This is a genomic window from Pseudonocardia benzenivorans CB1190 (assembly GCF_000196675.2).
GTDB classification, from domain to species: domain Bacteria; phylum Actinomycetota; class Actinomycetes; order Mycobacteriales; family Pseudonocardiaceae; genus Pseudonocardia; species Pseudonocardia benzenivorans.
Genome location: NC_015312.1, coordinates 6,498,708 through 6,516,823, shown reverse-complemented (window position 1 = coordinate 6,516,823; position 18,116 = coordinate 6,498,708). Strand labels below are relative to the sequence as shown.

Here is an 18,116-nt window from a genome sequence, read left to right as displayed (position 1 = left end):
CGCCCGACGTTAACAATCGCTAACATGTTAACGATCGCTAACCGAGGAGGGTGTCCATGACGTCGCTCGACACCGACGTCCGGGGGGTGGCCCCCGTGCTGGGAACCGCGGCCGACCCCACCTCCGAGTCGTTCCGGCGCAACTCCGCCGCGCACCGCGACCTCGTCGCCGACCTCGCCGCGACCCTCGCGACCGCCCGGCTCGGCGGTTCGGAGCGGGCCCGGACGCGGCACGTCGAACGCGGCAAGCTCCTCCCGCGCGACCGCGTCGACGCGCTGCTGGACCCGTCGTCGCCGTTCCTGGAGCTCTCCCCGCTGGCCGCCCACGGGCTCTACGGCGGCGACGCGCCGGGTGCCGGGATGATCACCGGCGTCGGCCGGGTGTCCGGGCGGGAGTGCGTGATCGTCGCCAACGACGCCACCGTCAAGGGCGGCACCTACTACCCGATGACGGTCAAGAAGCACCTGCGTGCGCAGGAGGTGGCCCTGCACAACCGGCTGCCCTGCATCTACCTCGTCGACTCCGGCGGCGCGTTCCTCCCGCAGCAGGACGACGTCTTCCCGGACCGCGAGCACTTCGGGCGCATCTTCTACAACCAGGCCACGATGTCGGGCCTCGGCATCCCGCAGATCGCCGCGGTCATGGGATCCTGCACGGCGGGCGGGGCGTACGTCCCGGCGATGAGCGACGAGGCCGTCATCGTCCGCAACCAGGGCACGATCTTCCTGGGCGGTCCGCCGCTGGTGAAGGCCGCGACGGGCGAGGTCGTCACCGCCGAGGAGCTGGGCGGCGGCGAGCTGCACTCCACCGTCTCCGGCGTCACCGACCATCTCGCCGACGACGACCCGCACGCCCTCGCGATCGTCCGCTCGATCGTCGCCACCCTGGGGCCACGCGCTCCGCGGCCGTGGGACGTCGTGCCCACCGAGGAGCCGGTGGTGGACCCCGCCGAGCTCTACGGGATGGTGCCGACCGACACCCGCACCCCCTACGACGTGCGCGAGGTCGTCGCGCGGATCGTCGACGGGTCGCGGTTCCACGAGTTCAAGGCCGGCTACGGCACGACGCTCGTCACCGGCTTCGCGCGCATCCACGGCCATCCGGTCGGGATCGTCGCCAACAACGGCATCCTCTTCAGCGAGTCCGCGGTGAAGGGTGCGCACTTCGTCGAGCTTTGCGACCAGCGCGGCGTCCCGCTGGTGTTCCTGCAGAACATCTCCGGCTTCATGGTGGGGCGCGAGTACGAGGCGGGCGGCATCGCCAAGAACGGCGCGAAGATGGTCACCGCCGTCGCGTCGACGCGGGTGCCGAAGCTGACCGTCGTCATCGGCGGGTCGTTCGGCGCCGGCAACTACGCGATGTGCGGCCGGGCCTACTCGCCCCGGTTCCTGTTCATGTGGCCCAACGCCAGAATCTCCGTCATGGGCGGCGAGCAGGCCGCGACCGTGCTCGGCACCGTCGGCACCGCCGACCCCGATGCGATCCGCGCCCAGTACGAGACGCAGGGCCACCCCTACTACTCCTCGGCCCGGCTGTGGGACGACGGCGTCATCGACCCCGCCGACACCCGCCGCGTGCTGGGCCTGTCCCTCTCGATCGCCGCCAACGCGCCCCTCGGGGATCCCGCGTTCGGCGTCTTCCGGATGTGAGCGCCGTGCGCATCAGGCTCCCCGAGCTGCAGGAACGGCACTTTCCCGCAGCCCAGTTGCGGGAAAGTGCCGTTCCTGCACGAGGCGTCGGCCACGAGGAGGTCCTGTGTTCGGCACGGTGATGGTCGCCAACCGCGGCGAGATCGCGCTGCGGGTCATCCGCACCCTGCGCAGGCTGGGCATCCGGTCGGTCGCGGTGTACTCCGACGCCGACGCGGGCTCCCCGCACGTCGCGGCGGCCGACGTCGCAGTCCGGATCGGGCCCGCCGCCGCGGCGGAGAGCTACCTCTCGATCGAGCGCGTGATCGAGGCCGCCCGCGCGACGGACGCGGAGGCGATCCACCCCGGCTACGGCTTCCTGTCGGAGAACACCGCGTTCGCGGCGGCGTGCGAGGCCGCCGGGATCGTGTTCGTCGGCCCACCGGCGTCGGCGATCGAGGCGATGGGCGACAAGATCCGCGCCAAGCAGACCGTCGCGAAGGCGGGGGTGCCGGTCGTCCCCGGTTCCGACGGCGCCGGCCTCTCCGACGACGACCTCGCCGCCGCCGTCGACGAGATCGGCTACCCGGTGCTGCTCAAGCCGTCCGCGGGCGGCGGCGGCAAGGGCATGGTCGAGGTGCACCGCGCCGAGGACCTCGCCGACGCCATCGTCGGCGCGCGGCGCGTGGCGAAGGGCGCGTTCGGCGACGACACCCTGCTCGTCGAGCGGCTGGTCACGACGCCGCGGCACATCGAGATCCAGGTGCTGGCCGACGCCCACGGCACCGTCGTGCACCTGGGCGAACGCGAGTGCTCGCTGCAGCGCCGGCACCAGAAGATCGTCGAGGAGGCGCCGTCGGCGCTGCTCACGCCCGAGCAGCGGGAGCGGATGGGCGCGGCGGCGGTCGAGGCGGCCCGGTCGGTCGGCTACACCGGCGCGGGGACCGTCGAGTTCATCGTGGGCGGCGACCGGCCGGACGAGTTCTTCTTCATGGAGATGAACACCCGGCTGCAGGTCGAGCACCCGGTCACGGAGCTGGTCACCGGTCTCGACCTGGTGGAGCTGCAGCTGCGGGTGGCGGCGGGCGAGCGGCTCCCCCTCACGCAGGACGACGTCTCGCTGCAGGGGCACGCGATCGAGGTCCGCGTCTACGCCGAGGACCCGGCCGCCGGGTTCCTCCCGACGGGCGGGCGCGTGCTCGCGTTCGAGACGCCGACCGGCCCGGGTGTGCGGGTCGACGCGGGCATCGAGGCCGGCGGCGTCGTCGGCTCCGACTACGACCCCATGCTCGCCAAGGTCATCGCCCACGGTGCCGACCGCGACGAGGCGATCCGCCGCCTCGACACCGCCCTCGCCCACACCACGCTGCTGGGTCTGGGCACCAACATCGGCTTCCTGCGCACCCTGCTCGCCGACGACGACGTCCGCGCCGCGAACCTGGACACCGGCCTCGTCGGCCGCCGGCTCGAGGACTGGACCACCGCCGACCTGCCCGCCGACGTCCTCGGTGTCGCCACCGGCGTGACCCTGCTCGGTCTCGAGCCCGCGGGACCCGTCGTCGACCCCTTCGACATCCCGGGCGGCTGGCGCCTCGGCGACCCCGCCGCGACGACGCGCACCCTGCTCGTCGCGGGCCACGACCCGGTCGAGGTCCGGGCCCGTGGCCGCGCGGCCGACGCGTCGCTGGCGATCGCTTCCGACGAGCCGGTGCAGACCTGTACAGAGGTCGTGAGTGGCGATGGTCGCCGTGGCGACTATCGCCACGCACAGGGGGGTGTCAGCCGGCGGTACAGGGCAGCGCGCGCCGACGACGGCACGCTGTGGATCGGCCGGGACGGGTACACCTGGGCCGTGCGCGAGCAGGGACGGCTCGAGGCGGCCCGTGCCGACGCCGCGGCCGGCGGCGGACCCGTCGTCAGTCCCATGCCCGGCACCGTGACGGTGGTCGACGTCGCCGAGGGTGACACCGTCGTCGCGGGTCAGCGGCTGGTCGTGGTCGAGGCGATGAAGATGGAGCACGTGCTCACCGCACCGGTCGACGGTGTGGTCCGCGACCTGCGCGCCCGGGCGGGCGCGGCCGTCGCGAAGGACGCGGTGCTGCTCAACGTGGACACGGAGGAGGAGTAAGCGGTGGATCTCGAGCTCAGCGAGGAGCAGGAGGCCCTGCGTCGCACGGTCGAGGACTTCGCGCGCAAGGACGTCGCCCCCGTCATCGGGGAGTTCTACGAGCGCGAGGAGTTCCCGTACGAGCTCGTCGCGAAGATGGGCCGGATGGGCCTGTTCGGCCTGCCCGTCGACGAGGACCTGGGCGGCATGGGCGGCGACTACACCGCCCTGTGCATCGCGCTGGAGGAGCTGGGGCGCGTCGACTCGTCCGTCGCGATCACCCTGGAGGCGGGTGTCTCGCTCGGCCTGATGCCGATCTACCGCTTCGGCACCGACGAGCAGAAGGCCCGCTGGCTGCCCGACCTGGTCGCCGGCACCAAGCTCGGCGCGTTCGGCCTCACCGAGCCCGGCGGCGGCTCCGACGCGGGCGCCACGCGGACCACCGCCCGCCTCGACGGCGACGAGTGGGTCATCAACGGCTCGAAGTCGTTCATCACCAACTCCGGCACGGACGTCACCTCGCTGGTGACGGTCACCGCGATCACCGGCGAGCGCGAGGGCGGCAAGAAGGAGATCTCGGCGATCATCGTGCCGTCGGGGACGCCCGGGTTCACGGTGGCACCGAAGTACTCCAAGGTCGGCTGGAACGCCTCGGACACCCACGAGCTGTCCTTCGACGACTGCCGCGTCCCCGCCGGGAACCTGCTCGGCGAGCGCGGCCGTGGCTACGCGCAGTTCCTGTCGATCCTCGACGAGGGCCGCGTCGCGATCGCCGCGCTGGGCACCGGGCTCGCGCAAGGCTGTGTCGACGAGTCGGTGCGCTACGCCCACGAGCGCGAGGCGTTCGGCCAGCCGATCGGGAGCTACCAGGCGATCCAGTTCAAGATCGCCGAGATGGAGTCGCGGGCGCACACGTCGCGGCTGGCCTGGTACGCCGCGGCGGCGAAGATGCAGGCCGGCAAGCCGTTCAAGAAGGAGGCGGCGATCGCGAAGCTGGTGTCGTCGAACGCCGCGATGGACAACGCCCGTGACGCGACGCAGATCTTCGGCGGCTACGGCTTCATGAACGAGTTCCCCGTCGGCCGCTTCTACCGCGACGCCAAGATCCTCGAGATCGGCGAGGGCACGTCCGAGGTCCAGAAGATGCTGATCGCCCGCCAGCTCGGGCTGTAGCGGGCCCGCGGTACCGTCGCCGCGACGACCGGGAGGAGCCGACGTGGCCAGCTGGGACGATCTCGTGTCCTACGTCCGTGTGCGCTACGAGATCATGCGCCAGAGCGACGAGGAGCTCTGGTTCAACCTGCCGACGAGGGGCGAGCGCACCCAGCTCGTCGTCGTGCGTCAGGTCGTGGGCGACGACGGGCACGCGTGGGCGCAGATCTCCTCGCCGATCTGCCGCGTGGCCGACGTCGACCTCGCCGAGCTGCTGACCCTCGCGAGCGCGTCGGTGGTCGGCGGGGTCGCGGCCACCGACGGCGTCGCGGTGTTCCGGCACTCCGTGCCGCTGGCCGACGCCGAGCTCGGCGATTTCGACAGGCCGTTCCGGGTCGTCGTCGCGGTCGCCGACGACCTCGAGGAGAAGCTCACCGGCGGCGACGAGCACTGACCGGCGCCGAGCACCGACCGGCGCCGAGGAGCACCCGGTCCGCGGCGCGTCAGCTGATCGGTTCCAGCGCCTGGTCGACGACGACGCGCAGGCGCGCGAGCAACTCGTCGGCCTCGGCCCAGGTGAGAACGCCCGACCGGATCCCGAGACGAATCTCCTCGGCCACCGTGCGGGAGAAGTGCGTCGCCCACTCGGCGCGGCTCCACGCTGCGTCCATTCGCAGATGGTGCCCTGCGCCACACCCGTGTCACGATCCGGGGGTGCGTAGACACGTAGCGTGACCGAAGGCCACGCTACGCGGTCGGCTCAGTGCGCCGACGTGACGACCACCCCGCCCAGGACACCGGGGACGGCGGCCACCGACCGCAGCTCCGTCACCGTCGGGTGGCCCGCGGCGAGCAGCCCCACGTCGCTGGTCGGCGACGGCTGCTCGCCCACCTCGTGCAGCGACGACCGCAGCGTCCCGTGCGTCGCGCCGCCCGGTCCGGCCTCCCGGTGCTCGACGACGACCTGCGCCGTGCCGAACTCGGCCAGCTCCGCCTCCCGCAGCTCGCGCAGCGCGGCGGGATCGACGTCGGGCGCGTTGTAGGACAGGACCGTCCCGGGATCGCGGGAGAGCAGCAGGTCGAACACCTCGGGCAGGCCGGCCGTCGCGGCTTCCCAGTGCGGGTGCTCCGGCGGGGTCCAGCCGGTGTCGAGCGACACCGCGAGTCCGTACCAGCCCTGCAGGCCCGCCGTCAGCGCGGCGCCGACCGTGCCCGAGTGCAGCACCGACCGTCCGACGTTGGCACCGAGGTTGATCCCGGAGACGACGAGATCGGGCTTCGGCTCGAGCCAGCCGCGGCCGGAGGCGTAGACGATGAACGACGGGTGCCCCTCGACCGCGTACGCGGGAACGCCGTCGAGCCCGGGCAGCTCGCGCGGGTGCACGGCCACGCCGTCCTCGCCACGGACCGCGAAGACCGAGGCGCCGACACCGCTGGCGTCGCGGTGCGGCGCCGCGACGACGACGTCGAAGCCGGCGTCGCGGGTGGCGTCGGCGAGCGCCCAGAGGCCCGGGGAGTCGATCCCGTCGTCGTTGGTGATCAGAGCCCTGAGCCTGCGCGAGGATGCCACGGCTCCACGGTAGGCGAGGGCGCCCGTGCCGACCGCCGGACGAGAGCAGCCCCACCCGCCCGGACGCGACGTTCAGTTCAGGTTCGCCAGCTGGGCACGCGCCGTCTCCCGCAGCGCGTCGCGCTGCGCCGGCTCGAGCGGCGCCTCGGGGTCGTCGGCGGCGTCGCGCAGCAGCGTGGCGGCCTCGGGCCAGCGCGCCTGCTTGCCGAGCGCGTCGGCCAGCTCGACGAGCAGCGGGATCGCGGTCTCCGGGGCGCCGGGGACGGCCAGCCGCATCCGCAGCACCCACTCCAGGTCGGCGGGGCGCCTGCGCCTGCCGTAGACGCCGCGCAGGTTCTCCAGCATCCGGACGAGGATCTGGCGGTTCGTCGCGACGGGCATGAGGTCGCGGCTGAACCGCACCGAGCGCGTCGCCGATCCCGTCGACGCCCGGAACAGCCGCTCGCAGTCCGCGTCGTCGAGCAGCCGGCCGCCGGAGAAGACGTCGACATGGACCCCGGTCTCGGCCTCGCGGACCAGGAAGTGCCCGGGCATGCCCACGCCCTGCAGCCGTACCCCGGCCCGCCTGCCCACCTCGATCGTCACGACGGCGAGCGTGATCGGGATGCCCGTGCGCCGGCGCAGGACGTGCGGCAGCAGCGAGTTGCGCGGGTCGTAGTAGTCCGTCGTGTTGCCGGTGAAGCCCTCCTCCTCGAACAGCACGCGCAGGACGCCGGTGACGCCCGAACCCGCCGGGACGGCGGCCGCGAGCCGGTCGAGCTCGCGCAGCCAGCGGTCGGGGTCCAGGCCCGGCTGGGCGCCCGCGGCGATGGCGAGCGCGCCGACGTCGAGGTCGGGCTCGCCCCGGCCCACGAGGGCGCCGAAGCGCGCGACGGGGTCCATCCCGACATCCTCCGCCGCCGGGCCCGCCGGTGGCAGGTCAGAGAGTCATGGTCACCCGAATGACGGTGCCCCCCGCGTCGCTCCACACCTGCAGGACGTCGGAGAGCTCGGAGGCCAGCCACAGCCCGCGCCCGCGCACCCCCGTCGGCGGCGGGGCCACCAGCCCGGGGAACGGCACCCGCAGCCGGCCCGCGTCGTGCACCTCGGCGACGACCTGGCCGTCGGTGACCCACATCCGCAGGGTCCCCGAGCCGGGCCCGTGCTCGACGCTGTTGCTGGCGATCTCGTTGACGGCCAGCACGAAGTCGGCGACCCGTTCGGTCCGGAGCCCCCCGTCGGTGGCCACGGTCGCGACGGTGCGGCGCAGCCCGCCGAGGCCCTCCAGACCGAACGGCAGCACGACCCCGGGCTCACCCAGGTCGGGAGGTGGCGGAGGGGGGAACTCGGCGACGACCTCCAGCGGCTCGCGGAACGCGGCCGTGGGGACGGAGTGCCCGCCGGAGAGCAGCGTGCGGTGCGTCGTGCGGGAGAGCACGTCGTCGCCGTCGGGGAACGGGCAGAGCACCTCGACGGGCAGCCCGGCGAGCGCGACGTCGAGCGCCGCGTCCAGGCGCGCCCAGTAGCCGGGACCGTCGCCGCCGGGCAGCGCGACGTGTTGGCCGACGACCGTCGCCCGCGCGCCCGGCTCGGCCCGTCGGCTCAGCCGCGCCCAGCGCACGGCGACGGTGAACGCCGGGACCCGGTAGACGTCGGCGGGGTCGAGGAACTCGATGCCCGACGCCGCCGTGCCCAGCTCCGCGCCGAGGGCCGCACGCTCGGCCTCGTCGAGCACGGCGACGACGGGCGCGGCCGTCCGGAGCGCGGCGTGCAGCCGCGGGGCCAGCTGGACGGCGAGGGCGCCGGCACCGCCGAAGGGAACACCCTCGTGGTGGGGGGTGACGGGATCGGGCGGATCGGTGGCCGTCACGGTGGGTCCGCCGCGAGTGCCGCGGACGTCCGGGCACACCCGTCCCGATGCGTCATGGCACCACCGTTTCCCTGACGGGACCGGTGCCCCGCCCCCGCGGCTCCCGGCCCCTACGCCCCTGTCGCAGGCCGCACGATAGTGCCCCCGGTGGTGCGATCGCGAACCGAGAGCGGATCCGCAGGTGTGGCGCTCGCCGCGGCGGGGGCGGTGCGCGGATGTGGCAGGGTGACCGGATCGGCCGGGGTCGCCCGGGAGCCTCGCGGGAAGGGCAGGAGATGCGCGTCTTCAACGGTGTGGACGATCTGAAGGGGGCCGTCGGGACGACCGTCGGCGAGAGCGACTGGTTCACCATCGACCAGGGCCGCATCGACGGCTTCGCCGACGCCACCGAGGACCACCAGTGGATCCACGTCGACGTCGAGAAGGCGAAGGCCGGTCCGTTCGGGACGACGATCGCGCACGGCTTCCTCAGCCTCTCGCTGCTGCCCGTGCTGATCGGGCAGGTCTACCGGATCGAGGGCACCCGGATGGGCATCAACTACGGCCTCAACCGGGTCCGCTTCACCTCGCCGGTGCCCGTGGGCAGCAAGGTGCGCGCCGTCGTCGAGATCGCGGACGTCACAGACGTCGACGGTGGCGTCCAGATCACCACGAAGGCGACCATCGAGATCGAGGGGTCGGAGCGGCCCGCGCTCGTCGCGGAGTGGCTGACCCGCCAGTACGTCTGAGCAGTCCGTCCGGGCCCGTCCGCGGGCAGGCGGTCGACGGGATCGAGGTAGGGGCGACGATGCGTGACGCGGTGATCTGCGAGCCGGTGCGAACCCCCGTCGGGGGTTTCGGGGGGTCGCTGCGCGACGTCCCCGCGCAGGTGCTCGCCTCGACGGTGGTCGCGGCGCTGCTGGAGCGCACGGGGTTGCCGGGCGAGGCGGTCGACGACGTCGTGCTCGGGCACTGCTACCCGACGATGGACGCGCCCGCGATCGGCCGGGTCGTCGCGCTCGACGCCGGTCTGCCGGTCACCGCGGGTGGCATCCAGATCGACCGCCGCTGCGGCTCCGGACTGCAGGCCGTGATCTACGCGGCGATGCAGGTGCAGACGGGCGCGGCCGAGGTCGTCCTCGCCGGTGGCGCGGAGTCGATGTCCAACGCGCCGTTCTACTCGACGGGCATGCGCCGTGGGGTCAAGGGCGGGCCGGGCGTGATGCTGCACGACGCGCTGGCCCGCGGCCGCGTCACCGCGGGCGGGGTGAACCATCCGGTGCCCGGCGGGATGCTCGAGACGGCCGAGAACCTGCGCCGGGAATACTCGATCCCGCGCGAGGAGCAGGACGAGTTCGCCGTGCGCAGCCACCAGCGGGCGGCGGCCGCGCAGGCGGCGGGCCGGTTCGCCGACGAGCTCGTCCCGGTGACGGTGAAGGGACGGAAGTCCGACACGGTGGTCGATCAGGACGAGCACATCCGTCCGGACTCCACGGTCGAGGTGCTCGCCGCGCTGCGCCCGGTGCTGGGCCGCGACGACCCGGAGGCCACCGTCACCGCGGGCAACGCCTCCGGGCAGAACGACGGCGCCGCGATCTGCGTCGTGACCCATCCGGCACGGGCGGCGGAGCTGGGGCTGCGGCCGCTGGCGCGCATCGTGTCGTGGGGGCTCGGTGGCGTCGCGCCGAGGACGATGGGCATCGGCCCGGTCCCTGCCGTCGCCAAGGCACTCGACCAGGCCGAGGTCGCGCTCAAGGACATCGACCTGATCGAGCTGAACGAGGCCTTCGCCGCGCAGGTGCTGGCCTGCACCCGGGAGTGGGGCTTCACCCCGACCGACTTCGACCGGCTCAACGTCAACGGGTCCGGCATCTCGCTGGGCCACCCGGTCGGTGCCACCGGCGGCCGCATCCTCGCGACGCTGACCCGTGAGATGCAGCGGCGCGGGGCCCGGTACGGGCTCGAGACGATGTGCATCGGCGGCGGGCAGGGCCTGGCCGCGCTGTTCGAGCGCGTCTGAGCGGAGCGGCACGTCGTGAACGGGTTCCGGCCGCCGTCGCCCGACGCCGAACCGGGCGCCGGCGGGCTCGCGCCCGCCGCGGTCGGCGACGCGGGGGTCCTCGACATCGACGGCGCCGACCGCATCGGCACGGGGCTCGTGCGGCTCGTCCGGCTCATCGAGCGCGCCTACGCCCTGCACCAGATCGAGCATCCCGACGGCGTCGAGCGAGCCACCTACGTGCTGCTCGTGCACCTGGTGAAGGACGGCCCGTACCGCTCGCGGGCGCTGGCCGACGCGGTGCACTCGGACCCGTCGACGGTGAGCAGGCAGGTCGCGCACCTGGTGCGGCTGGGGCTCGTGGAAAGGGTCACCGATCCCGACGACGGCCGCGCGGTGCTGCTCGTCGCCACCGACGAGGGGCGTCGCGTCTTCGCCGAGAACCGGCGGCTGCGCAACGAGGGGATCGCGCGGATGCTGGCGGACTGGCCGGCGGCCGACCGCGACCGCTTCGCCGACCTGCTGACCCGTTTCGCCGACGAGATGGAGAAGACCCGGGCCGCAGAGGGCCCACCCGGTGCCGCCGGGCGACGCTGACGAGGCCGCCACCGGGGGACGTGCGAAAGGACCGGCCGGATGGAGGTCCGGGGTCCGGGTGTCGCCGTCGGCCGGCCGAAGCGCCTGTCCGGGCAGGTGGGCGAGGCCGGCTCAGCCGCTGCCGCGCGACGCGGCGAGGTCGGCGGCGATCTCGGCGAGGAAGTCGTCGAGGAGGCGGTTGAGCTCGGCCGGTCGTTCCAGCCAGACGAGGTGGCCGGCGTCGGGGACGATCTCGAGGCGGGCGCCCGGGACGGCCTCCGCGACCGCGCGGTTGTACCAGGGCAACGTGATGAGGTCCTGGTCGCCGTGCACGACGAGCGTCGGGCAGGTGATCGTGCCGAGGCGGTCCCGGGTCTCGTGCGACAGGTCGGCCCGGAAGTGAGCCGCGGTGCCCGGCGGGTTGCGGGACGTGTACTCACCGAGGAGCGTTTCCACCTCGCGTTGCAGGTCCGGTTCGCGATCGACTACCGCGGGCGCGGACATCCAGAACGCGAACTGGGCGAAGACGTCGAGCGGCCCGTTCTCCAGTGCGTACAGGCGCGACTCGAAGTGCCGGCGGATGTGGTGCTCGCGCGCCGTCGACGACCAGGTCGCGACCAGACCGAGAGCGTGGACGAGGTCCGGACGGGCGAGGGCGAGCTCCTGCGCGACCGCCGATCCCAGCGACAGCCCGACCACGATCGCCGGGCCGACGCCGACGGCGTCCATCCACTCGGCGACGTCCCTCGCGAGCTCGGCGACGGTGAGGTCGTCGAGGGGCCCTTCGCTGCCCGCTCCGCGCAGGTCGACGGTCAGGCAGCGGTACCGGTCGGAGAAGTGGTCGGTCTGCGGCGACCAGCTGCGGCCGTACAGACCTGTGCCGGGGATCCAGACGATCGTGGGCCCGGCACCGGTCTCCTCGTGGTGGACACTCACCGCGCCACAGGTTGTGATGGGCAACTCGGCTCCTCCGTTGCTCGGGAGGGGACCGTAACCCCCATGTCGGACGGCGGAGGCAGACTGCGTGAACGAGGCCGAAACCGCCGGAGGTGTGAGTGTGACCGGACGTCCGGACAACCCCGACTGGATCATCCGGCGCAAGATCACCCCGCCGCCGCTCGGCCCGACGGTCACCCGCCGGCCCCGTGTCGAGGCGCTGCTGACCAGGTTGATCGAGCAGCATCGGCTCGTCGTCGTGTACGCGTCGGCGGGCGCGGGCAAGACCACCGCCGTGCTCCAGGCCGCCGAGCGGCTCGAGCGGCCGCTGGCCTGGCTCGACCTCGACACGACCGACGTCGCCACCGGTCGGCTGCTCGTCTATCTCGAGGCGGCGCTCGCGCGCCGGATTCCGGCGATCCGGGGTGTCGCCAGCGGGGCGCTCGCGGCGAATCTCGCCCACTCGGAGGTCGCGGGGCTCCTCGCGGAGGCGGTCGAGGGCAGCGACGTCCTCGTCGTGCTCGACGACGCCGAGCGCCTGGCGGACTCCCCGGCGGCTCTCGGCGTGGTGTCCGCCTTCGTCAACTACCTGCCGGCCTCCGCGCGGCTGGTGCTGCTGAGCAGGGTCGAGCTGGCCGTCACGACCTCGGGATGGGGACCGTGGGTGGCGGCCGTGGGTGAGGAGGACCTCGCGCTCACGGTCCAGGAGGCCGCCGACGCGCTGGAGATGTCCGGGCGCACGGACATCGACCCGGTGGAGGCCCTGATCGAGACCGGGGGGTGGCTGACCGGCGTCCTGTTCGAGGCCTGGCGTTCGACGGACCACGTCATCGGCCTGGGCGGCGAGGCCGATCCGCTGCACGGCTACCTCGCGACGCAGATCCTCGACCAGCTGGACCCGGCCGACCAGGACTTCCTCGTGACCACGGCCGTGCTGCAGGAGGTCACGCCGCGTGCGGCCGAGGCCGTCGGGTTGCGCGGGGCCTCGTCGCGGCTGCACGCACTGCGCGGGCGGCGGCTCCCCGTGAGCTGGGACGGCGACCGGATGCGCTGCCATCCCCGGTTCCGCGAGTTCCTCCTGCGCCGGCTCGAACGACGCGGCGAGGAGGAGCTGCGCAGGCTTCGGATGGCCTACGCGCGGCTGCTGCTGGCGTCGGGACACGACGAGGAGGCGCTGGAAGAGCTCTTCGCTGCGGATGCACTGGACGAGGCCATGGCGGTGGTCCAGCCGGCCCTCGAGCGCGCGATCGAGCGCACGGACTTCCCGACGGCCGAGCGCTGGCTCGAACGGCTGCAGCCGGTGCGCCGCGAGCACCACGTCGCCCTCGCCGGAGCCGAGCTGATGCTCGCCGTCGTCCGTGAGGGCTACGCCGCGGGTGTCCGGCTCGCCGACCGGCTCGACGCCGCGGGCCGACGCGACGAGCTGGCCAAGGCGTCGGGACGGGCGGCGGGACTCATGGCGTGGTGCTACCTGCACGCCGGACGTCCGGAGGACATGCGCGAGGTGATCGAGTCGGGCGTGCCGGGGCCCGACGTCGACGCCGCCCGGTACGCCATGCGGATGGTCGACGTCGAGGCCCCGCCCGACGATGTGGCACCCGGCCTGGGGGCGCTGAGCGGCGGACCGCTCGACGCCCTGGTCATGCGAGCCCACTTCGACCTCGGCCGGCTCCAGGAGATGGACACCCGCCCCGCGTCGCTGTGGGCCCAGCGGGCCGCGGACTCCTGGATGGTGTCCGGGCTGCTCGCCACGGGCCGCACCGCCGAGGCGTTCGAGCTCTACCACCGCCTCGTCGACGCGGTCAGCGAGCACAGCGTGTGGCTCCAGGCGCTGGTCGGGCCTCGACTCATGGCCGAGCTCGGCGAGGAGGAGGCGGCCTGGCGTCTGCTGCGCGACGGGCGCGAGCGGATCGCCGGCACGGGTTCGGTCCTGTTCGAGGCCTACAGCCGGTTGATCGAGGCGGAGTTCGCCCTGCGCCTGGACCACGACCCGGCGGCGGCGACCCGGGCGTTGCGGCCCCTCGTCGCCAGCTCGATCGGACGCAGCTACTCGCTGATCGCGGAGCACCTGGCGACGGTCCAGGGCCGGATCGCCCTCGCCCAGGACGACGTGGACGCCGCGATCGCCCACCTGCGGCCCGCGGTGCAGGGGATGCAGCGAGGCGGACGGCTGCTCCACCTGCCCGCCGCGGCGGTCTACCTCTCCGAAGCCGCCTGGCGGACCGGGGACGAGGACGCTGCGGACACTGCGGCGGATGTCGCGCTGGAGGCGGCCAGGGGCCAGGGCTCGACCCACATCCTGCTGAACGCACTGGCCGAGTTCCCCGACGTGCTCGCGCGTCGCCTCGACCTCGAGGTGACGGCCGAGTCCGCATGGCACGAGCTGGGCCGTGCGCTCAGTGCGCGGGTCGGCGGGCTCGGTGAGGTGATCGGCGCCGCGGTACACGTCGCGGAGTTCGGTCGCACCGCCGTGATCCTCAACGGTCAGGAGGTCAAGCCGCGACTCGCCAAGAGCGTCGAGCTGCTCGCGTACCTGTCGAACCGTGGGGAGCGTGAGCACGCGACCCGCCCGCAGCTGCTCGATGCGTTGTTCGAGGGGCGACGCGACGAGTCCGCGTCGTCGTACCTGCGGCAGGCGATCCTGCACCTGCGCAAGGCGGTACCGGACGTGCTGGAGACCGAGACCGGTCCCGGCGTCGTGCGGCTCGCATCTCGGGTGCGGGTGACGACCGAGTCGAAACGGGTGGTGTCGCTCCTCGCGCAGGCCCAGGCCCTGCGCGGAGCCGACCGGCTCGGCCTCCTGCTCGACGCCCTCGCGATCGCGGGCCGCGGCGACTACCTGCCGGGCATCCGGTCGGGGTGGGCAGAGGAACGCCGTGCCCAGCTCGCGGAGATCCTCAAGGACGTCCGGTTCCAGGCGGCGGAGGCAGCCTACGAGACCGGGTCCTTCCGCCATGCGGAAGAGCTGCTGGCCGCCGTCCTGCGGGCGGATCCGGCCCGGGAGGCGGGCTGGCGCCTGCAGATGCGGCTCGCACACGCGGTGGGGGACTCGGACCGGGTACTCGCCGCGTACCGATCGTGTGAACGCGCGCTGCGCGAGCTCGGGACGAAACCGTCGGCGACGACGTGCGCGCTGGTCGAGGATCTCCGCCGCTGATCAGGCCCGGTTTCGCCCCCTCGTGAGGGCGGTACGGACCCTGCCGACACCGGCTCGGGCACGCGCACGGACGCGTGTGGGTACTTCGTTCGTTTCGCTGCCGTTCACGCCGCCGCTTCCGTCCTCCGGTGCCCGCACGCCACGGTTCCGCATCACCCCGCGGCCGGCTCGGCCGCACGAAGGAACGAGGAGCCCGGCGTATGCCGTCCACCTGGCTGCTGATCGCCCACGGCACCGTCGTCGACGGCGCCGGCAACCCGCCCGTCCCGAACTCGTCGGTGCTGGTCCGGGACGGCCTGATCCATGCGGTCGGCGCGGACGTCACGCGTGAGCAGGTGCCGCGCGGCGAGACCCTGCGGGAGATCGATGCGACCGGGCGCACCGTCATGCCCGGCCTGATCGACGCGCACTGCCACATGACCTACGGCGAGTCGCGGTCCGAGGAGGAGATCGACCTCTACACCAGCCCGGAGTCGCGCACGCTGAAGGCCGCCTTCCACGCGCAGAAGGTGCTGCGCGCCGGGGTCACCGGGATCTCCCAGCCCGGGGGCAGCTACTACATCGGGGTCGCGCTGCGCGACGCCATCCGCGACGGGGTCGTGCAGGGCCCACGCATGACGTCGGCGGGTCGCTACCTGTCCACCAGCAACGGGCTCACGGACTGGTACCCCGACTCCGTCGGGGTGCCCGAGGGTTCGATCGGGATCGTGCACAACCGGCTCGACGACATGATCGACGAGGTCCGCCACCAGGTGAAGAACGGCGTCGACCTGATCAAGCTCGCCGACAGCCCCTACGGCGACTTCCAGGCGTTCACCACGCACGAGATGACGGTGCTCGCCGATCTCGCCCACCAGCTCGGCAAGAAGATCACGATTCACGCCCGCGGTTCGGCGGAGGTCGACGCGGCCGTCACGGCCGGCATGGACTGGATCATGCACGGCAACATCCTGAGCGACGAGACCGTCGCCCACCTCGCCGAGTCCGGGACGCCGCTCGTCCCGACCCTGCTGCTGCTCGCCAACGCCGGGGACTGGGGCCATCTCGTCGGTGCCCCCGCCCCGCTGCGCGACGGGATGAAGCGGATGCTGGAGAAGTCCGCCGACGCGCTGCACCGGGCACACGCGGCCGGCGTCCCCATGGTCCTCGGCACGGACTCCGGGTTCTCGCTGAGCCCCTACGGTGTCTGGCACGCCCGGGAGCTCGAGCTGCTGATGCGCTACGCGGGACTGACCGCGCTGGAGGCCATCCAGGCGGGCACCGGCAACGGCGCCCTCATGCTCGGCCTCGAGGGCAGGATCGGGACGGTCGCCCCTGGAATGATCGCCGACCTGATCGTCGTGAACGGCGACCCGGTCGCCGACATCACCGTCCTGCAGCGCCGCGAGGCGATCGAGACGGTGGTCCAGGACGGCCGGGTCGTCGAGTTCGACGAGGACGCCATCGCCCGCTCGTGGCCACACGAGCGCGGCATCGGCTACTCGGTCACCGACCTCACCTACGACGTCGTCCACGGGCTGGGCAACGGTGCGGACCCTCGCGACCTCGCCACGCCCGGGGAGTTCCGCTTCGACGACGAACGCGCCGCCGACCTGGTCTCGGACATGGGCCGTCGGGAACGTTCCGCAGGCACCTTCTGAGGAGCCGTGTCCGGCGGCCCACACCGCACCGTGTAAGCCCCATCCGTGATCCCACCCACGAGAGAGGGACGCCCGTGTCCACGAGTGACGAAATCTCCGACCCCCTGTCGGACGCACTGTCCGAGGACGGCCTCGACGACATCGAGCTCGTCGACGAGAAACCGCTCTCCTGGTTCGACGTCTCCGCCATCGGCACCGGTGAGATGCTCTTCACCGCCGGCTGGGCGTGGATCGTGTTCATCGCCTCGTCCTTCGGGATCCTCTGGTCGATCCTGGGGTTCGTCGGCGGTGTGGTGATCATCCACACGGCCTGGTGGCTGTACCGGGAGATGATCACCGCCGTCCCGGAGCCCGGGTCGCTCCAGTCCTACGCGCGTGAGGCGGGGGTCTTCCCGCTCGGCACGAGCTACCTCGTGCTCTACGCGCCGGTGTACGGCGCGTTCATGTGGCTGGAGCTGCTGATCGCCAACGAGCTCTTCGCGCTGCTCTTCCCGAGCGTCCCGGCGGCGATCTGGCCCTATGTGGTGCTCGTGCCGGTCCTGGCACTGAACCTGCTGGGCCACCAGATCACCGGCAAGGTGCAGTCGACGCTCGTCGTCATCACGCTCGTGGCCGACATCGTGCTGGCGATCTGCGTGTTCGCCCTGATCGCCAACGCGGACTCGTTCTCGCTGAACTGGCCCTCGCCGACCCCCATCACGTTCCTCGGCTTCTTCACGATCGTCGGCCTCTGGCTCGGGATCATGGCCGGGATCATGGAGGTCCAGCAGGTCCTCGTCGACGAGTGGAAGGACTTCCGGCGCTCCCGCGACATCGGGCTGCTGTCCGCGGCGTGGCAGCTGTGGATCCGCCAGATCCCGCTGGCCATCGGCATCCTGGGCAGCCTCCCGATCGCCGCGCTGGTGCTCATGCCGGTCCCGACGATCGGGGTCGTCGAGGAGAAGTTCGGGAACAACCCGCTGTTCTTCCTCGCGCTGATCGCCATGCTCATCGCGACCTACACGACGCTGTCGGTCTACTTCATGGGCATGGGCAAGATCCTCGCCCTCTACAGTCAGCAGGGCGCCCTGCCGCGGGTCATCGGCCGCTACTCGCGCCGCTCGGTCCCCTGGGTGGCGATCCTCATTCTCGCGGTCTTCGCGCTGATCGGCGTCTACATCGGAGACTTCACGTTCGTGTCGCACGTGCTGTCGACGTGGTCGGCGACGCTGTACTTCTTCGTCGCGCTGTTCTACCTGCTCATGAAGCGGCGCAAGGATCTCGACCGGCCGCTGGTGGCCCGCCTCGGCACGCCGCTCGCGGTCTTCCTGCTGGTGGTCACCGCGATCGTCGGCATCGCCATCGCGGCGACCGACTGGGCCGCCGCCACGACGTGGGCCGCCCTGGTGGTCGTCGTCGTCCTCTACGACATGTTCGTGGTGCCGCGGACCAAGCGCGGCGCCCTCTACCGCCAGCAGCTGCTGCGCCGGCGCACGTCGGCCGCCCGGCTGTAGGCCCTCCGCCGCCACCCCACGGCCCCACCG

The 18,116-nt window shown here is 72.8% G+C and carries 15 protein-coding genes; 10 read left to right on the top strand and 5 right to left on the bottom strand.

The genetic code is table 11. The annotated features are described in order from the left end of the window. Positions 1–56: 56 nt before the first annotated feature. The 4 genes from PSED_RS30895 to PSED_RS30880 all read left to right on the top strand — a co-directional run bounded on the left by PSED_RS30895 (position 57) and on the right by PSED_RS30880 (position 5,341). The gene (locus PSED_RS30895; protein WP_013678149.1) at positions 57–1,649 is read left to right on the top strand and encodes a carboxyl transferase domain-containing protein; all 1,593 of its coding nucleotides are present in this window, start codon (positions 57–59) and stop codon (positions 1,647–1,649) included. Between the two features lie 106 nt (positions 1,650–1,755). Beyond that, on the top strand, positions 1,756–3,756 hold the full coding sequence (locus PSED_RS30890) for an acetyl/propionyl/methylcrotonyl-CoA carboxylase subunit alpha (protein ID WP_013678148.1): 2,001 nt from the start codon (positions 1,756–1,758) through the stop codon (positions 3,754–3,756). Positions 3,757–3,759: 3 nt separating this feature from the next. Continuing rightward, entirely contained in the window at positions 3,760–4,908 is a 1,149-nt protein-coding gene (locus PSED_RS30885; RefSeq protein WP_013678147.1) for an acyl-CoA dehydrogenase family protein, read from the top strand. A gap of 43 nt (positions 4,909–4,951) precedes the next feature. Then, positions 4,952–5,341 (top strand): hypothetical protein, encoded by a 390-nt coding sequence (locus PSED_RS30880; protein WP_013678146.1) that lies wholly within the window; start codon positions 4,952–4,954, stop codon positions 5,339–5,341. A 49-nt stretch (positions 5,342–5,390) separates the two neighbouring features. Here the strand turns inward: PSED_RS30880 and PSED_RS30875 are convergent, their stop codons facing one another. From PSED_RS30875 to PSED_RS30860, 4 genes are all read right to left on the bottom strand, one after another. Continuing rightward, entirely contained in the window at positions 5,391–5,558 is a 168-nt protein-coding gene (locus tag PSED_RS30875; protein WP_013678145.1) for a hypothetical protein, read from the bottom strand. Between the two features lie 89 nt (positions 5,559–5,647). Next, positions 5,648–6,457 (bottom strand): 5'/3'-nucleotidase SurE, encoded by an 810-nt coding sequence (surE, locus tag PSED_RS30870; RefSeq protein ID WP_013678144.1) that lies wholly within the window; start codon positions 6,455–6,457, stop codon positions 5,648–5,650. Positions 6,458–6,529: 72 nt separating this feature from the next. Beyond that, positions 6,530–7,339, bottom strand: coding sequence for a SirB1 family protein (locus PSED_RS30865; RefSeq protein WP_013678143.1), 810 nt, complete (start codon positions 7,337–7,339; stop codon positions 6,530–6,532). A gap of 37 nt (positions 7,340–7,376) precedes the next feature. After that, a complete protein-coding gene (locus tag PSED_RS30860; RefSeq protein WP_013678142.1) occupies positions 7,377–8,306 on the bottom strand; it encodes an ATP-binding protein in 930 nt (309 codons plus the stop codon). 275 nt (positions 8,307–8,581) lie between these two features. Here PSED_RS30860 and PSED_RS30855 point away from each other — a divergent pair, with 275 nt between their 5' ends. Genes PSED_RS30855 through PSED_RS30845 form a run of 3 tightly spaced genes read left to right on the top strand, consistent with a single transcriptional unit; the run spans position 8,582 to position 10,881 of the window. Beyond that, positions 8,582–9,034, top strand: a complete 453-nt coding sequence (locus PSED_RS30855; RefSeq protein ID WP_041760161.1) for a MaoC family dehydratase — start codon at positions 8,582–8,584, stop codon at positions 9,032–9,034. A gap of 59 nt (positions 9,035–9,093) precedes the next feature. Beyond that, positions 9,094–10,305 carry an acetyl-CoA C-acetyltransferase gene (locus PSED_RS30850; protein WP_013678140.1) on the top strand — a complete coding sequence of 404 codons (1,212 nt, stop codon included), beginning with the start codon at positions 9,094–9,096 and terminating at the stop codon, positions 10,303–10,305. Positions 10,306–10,320: 15 nt separating this feature from the next. Beyond that, positions 10,321–10,881 carry a MarR family winged helix-turn-helix transcriptional regulator gene (locus PSED_RS30845; protein ID WP_013678139.1) on the top strand — a complete coding sequence of 187 codons (561 nt, stop codon included), beginning with the start codon at positions 10,321–10,323 and terminating at the stop codon, positions 10,879–10,881. 111 nt (positions 10,882–10,992) lie between these two features. Here the strand turns inward: PSED_RS30845 and PSED_RS30840 are convergent, their stop codons facing one another. Continuing rightward, positions 10,993–11,796, bottom strand: a complete 804-nt coding sequence (locus PSED_RS30840; RefSeq protein WP_041760160.1) for an alpha/beta fold hydrolase — start codon at positions 11,794–11,796, stop codon at positions 10,993–10,995. 121 nt (positions 11,797–11,917) lie between these two features. Here PSED_RS30840 and PSED_RS30835 point away from each other — a divergent pair, with 121 nt between their 5' ends. The 3 genes from PSED_RS30835 to PSED_RS30825 all read left to right on the top strand — a co-directional run bounded on the left by PSED_RS30835 (position 11,918) and on the right by PSED_RS30825 (position 18,086). After that, a complete protein-coding gene (locus PSED_RS30835; RefSeq protein WP_041760159.1) occupies positions 11,918–14,953 on the top strand; it encodes an AfsR/SARP family transcriptional regulator in 3,036 nt (1,011 codons plus the stop codon). 200 nt (positions 14,954–15,153) lie between these two features. After that, complete coding sequence (locus PSED_RS30830; RefSeq protein WP_013678136.1) at positions 15,154–16,593, top strand: amidohydrolase family protein; 1,440 nt, start codon at positions 15,154–15,156, stop codon at positions 16,591–16,593. Positions 16,594–16,667: 74 nt separating this feature from the next. Then, complete coding sequence (locus PSED_RS30825; protein ID WP_013678135.1) at positions 16,668–18,086, top strand: APC family permease; 1,419 nt, start codon at positions 16,668–16,670, stop codon at positions 18,084–18,086. Positions 18,087–18,116 lie beyond the last annotated feature (30 nt).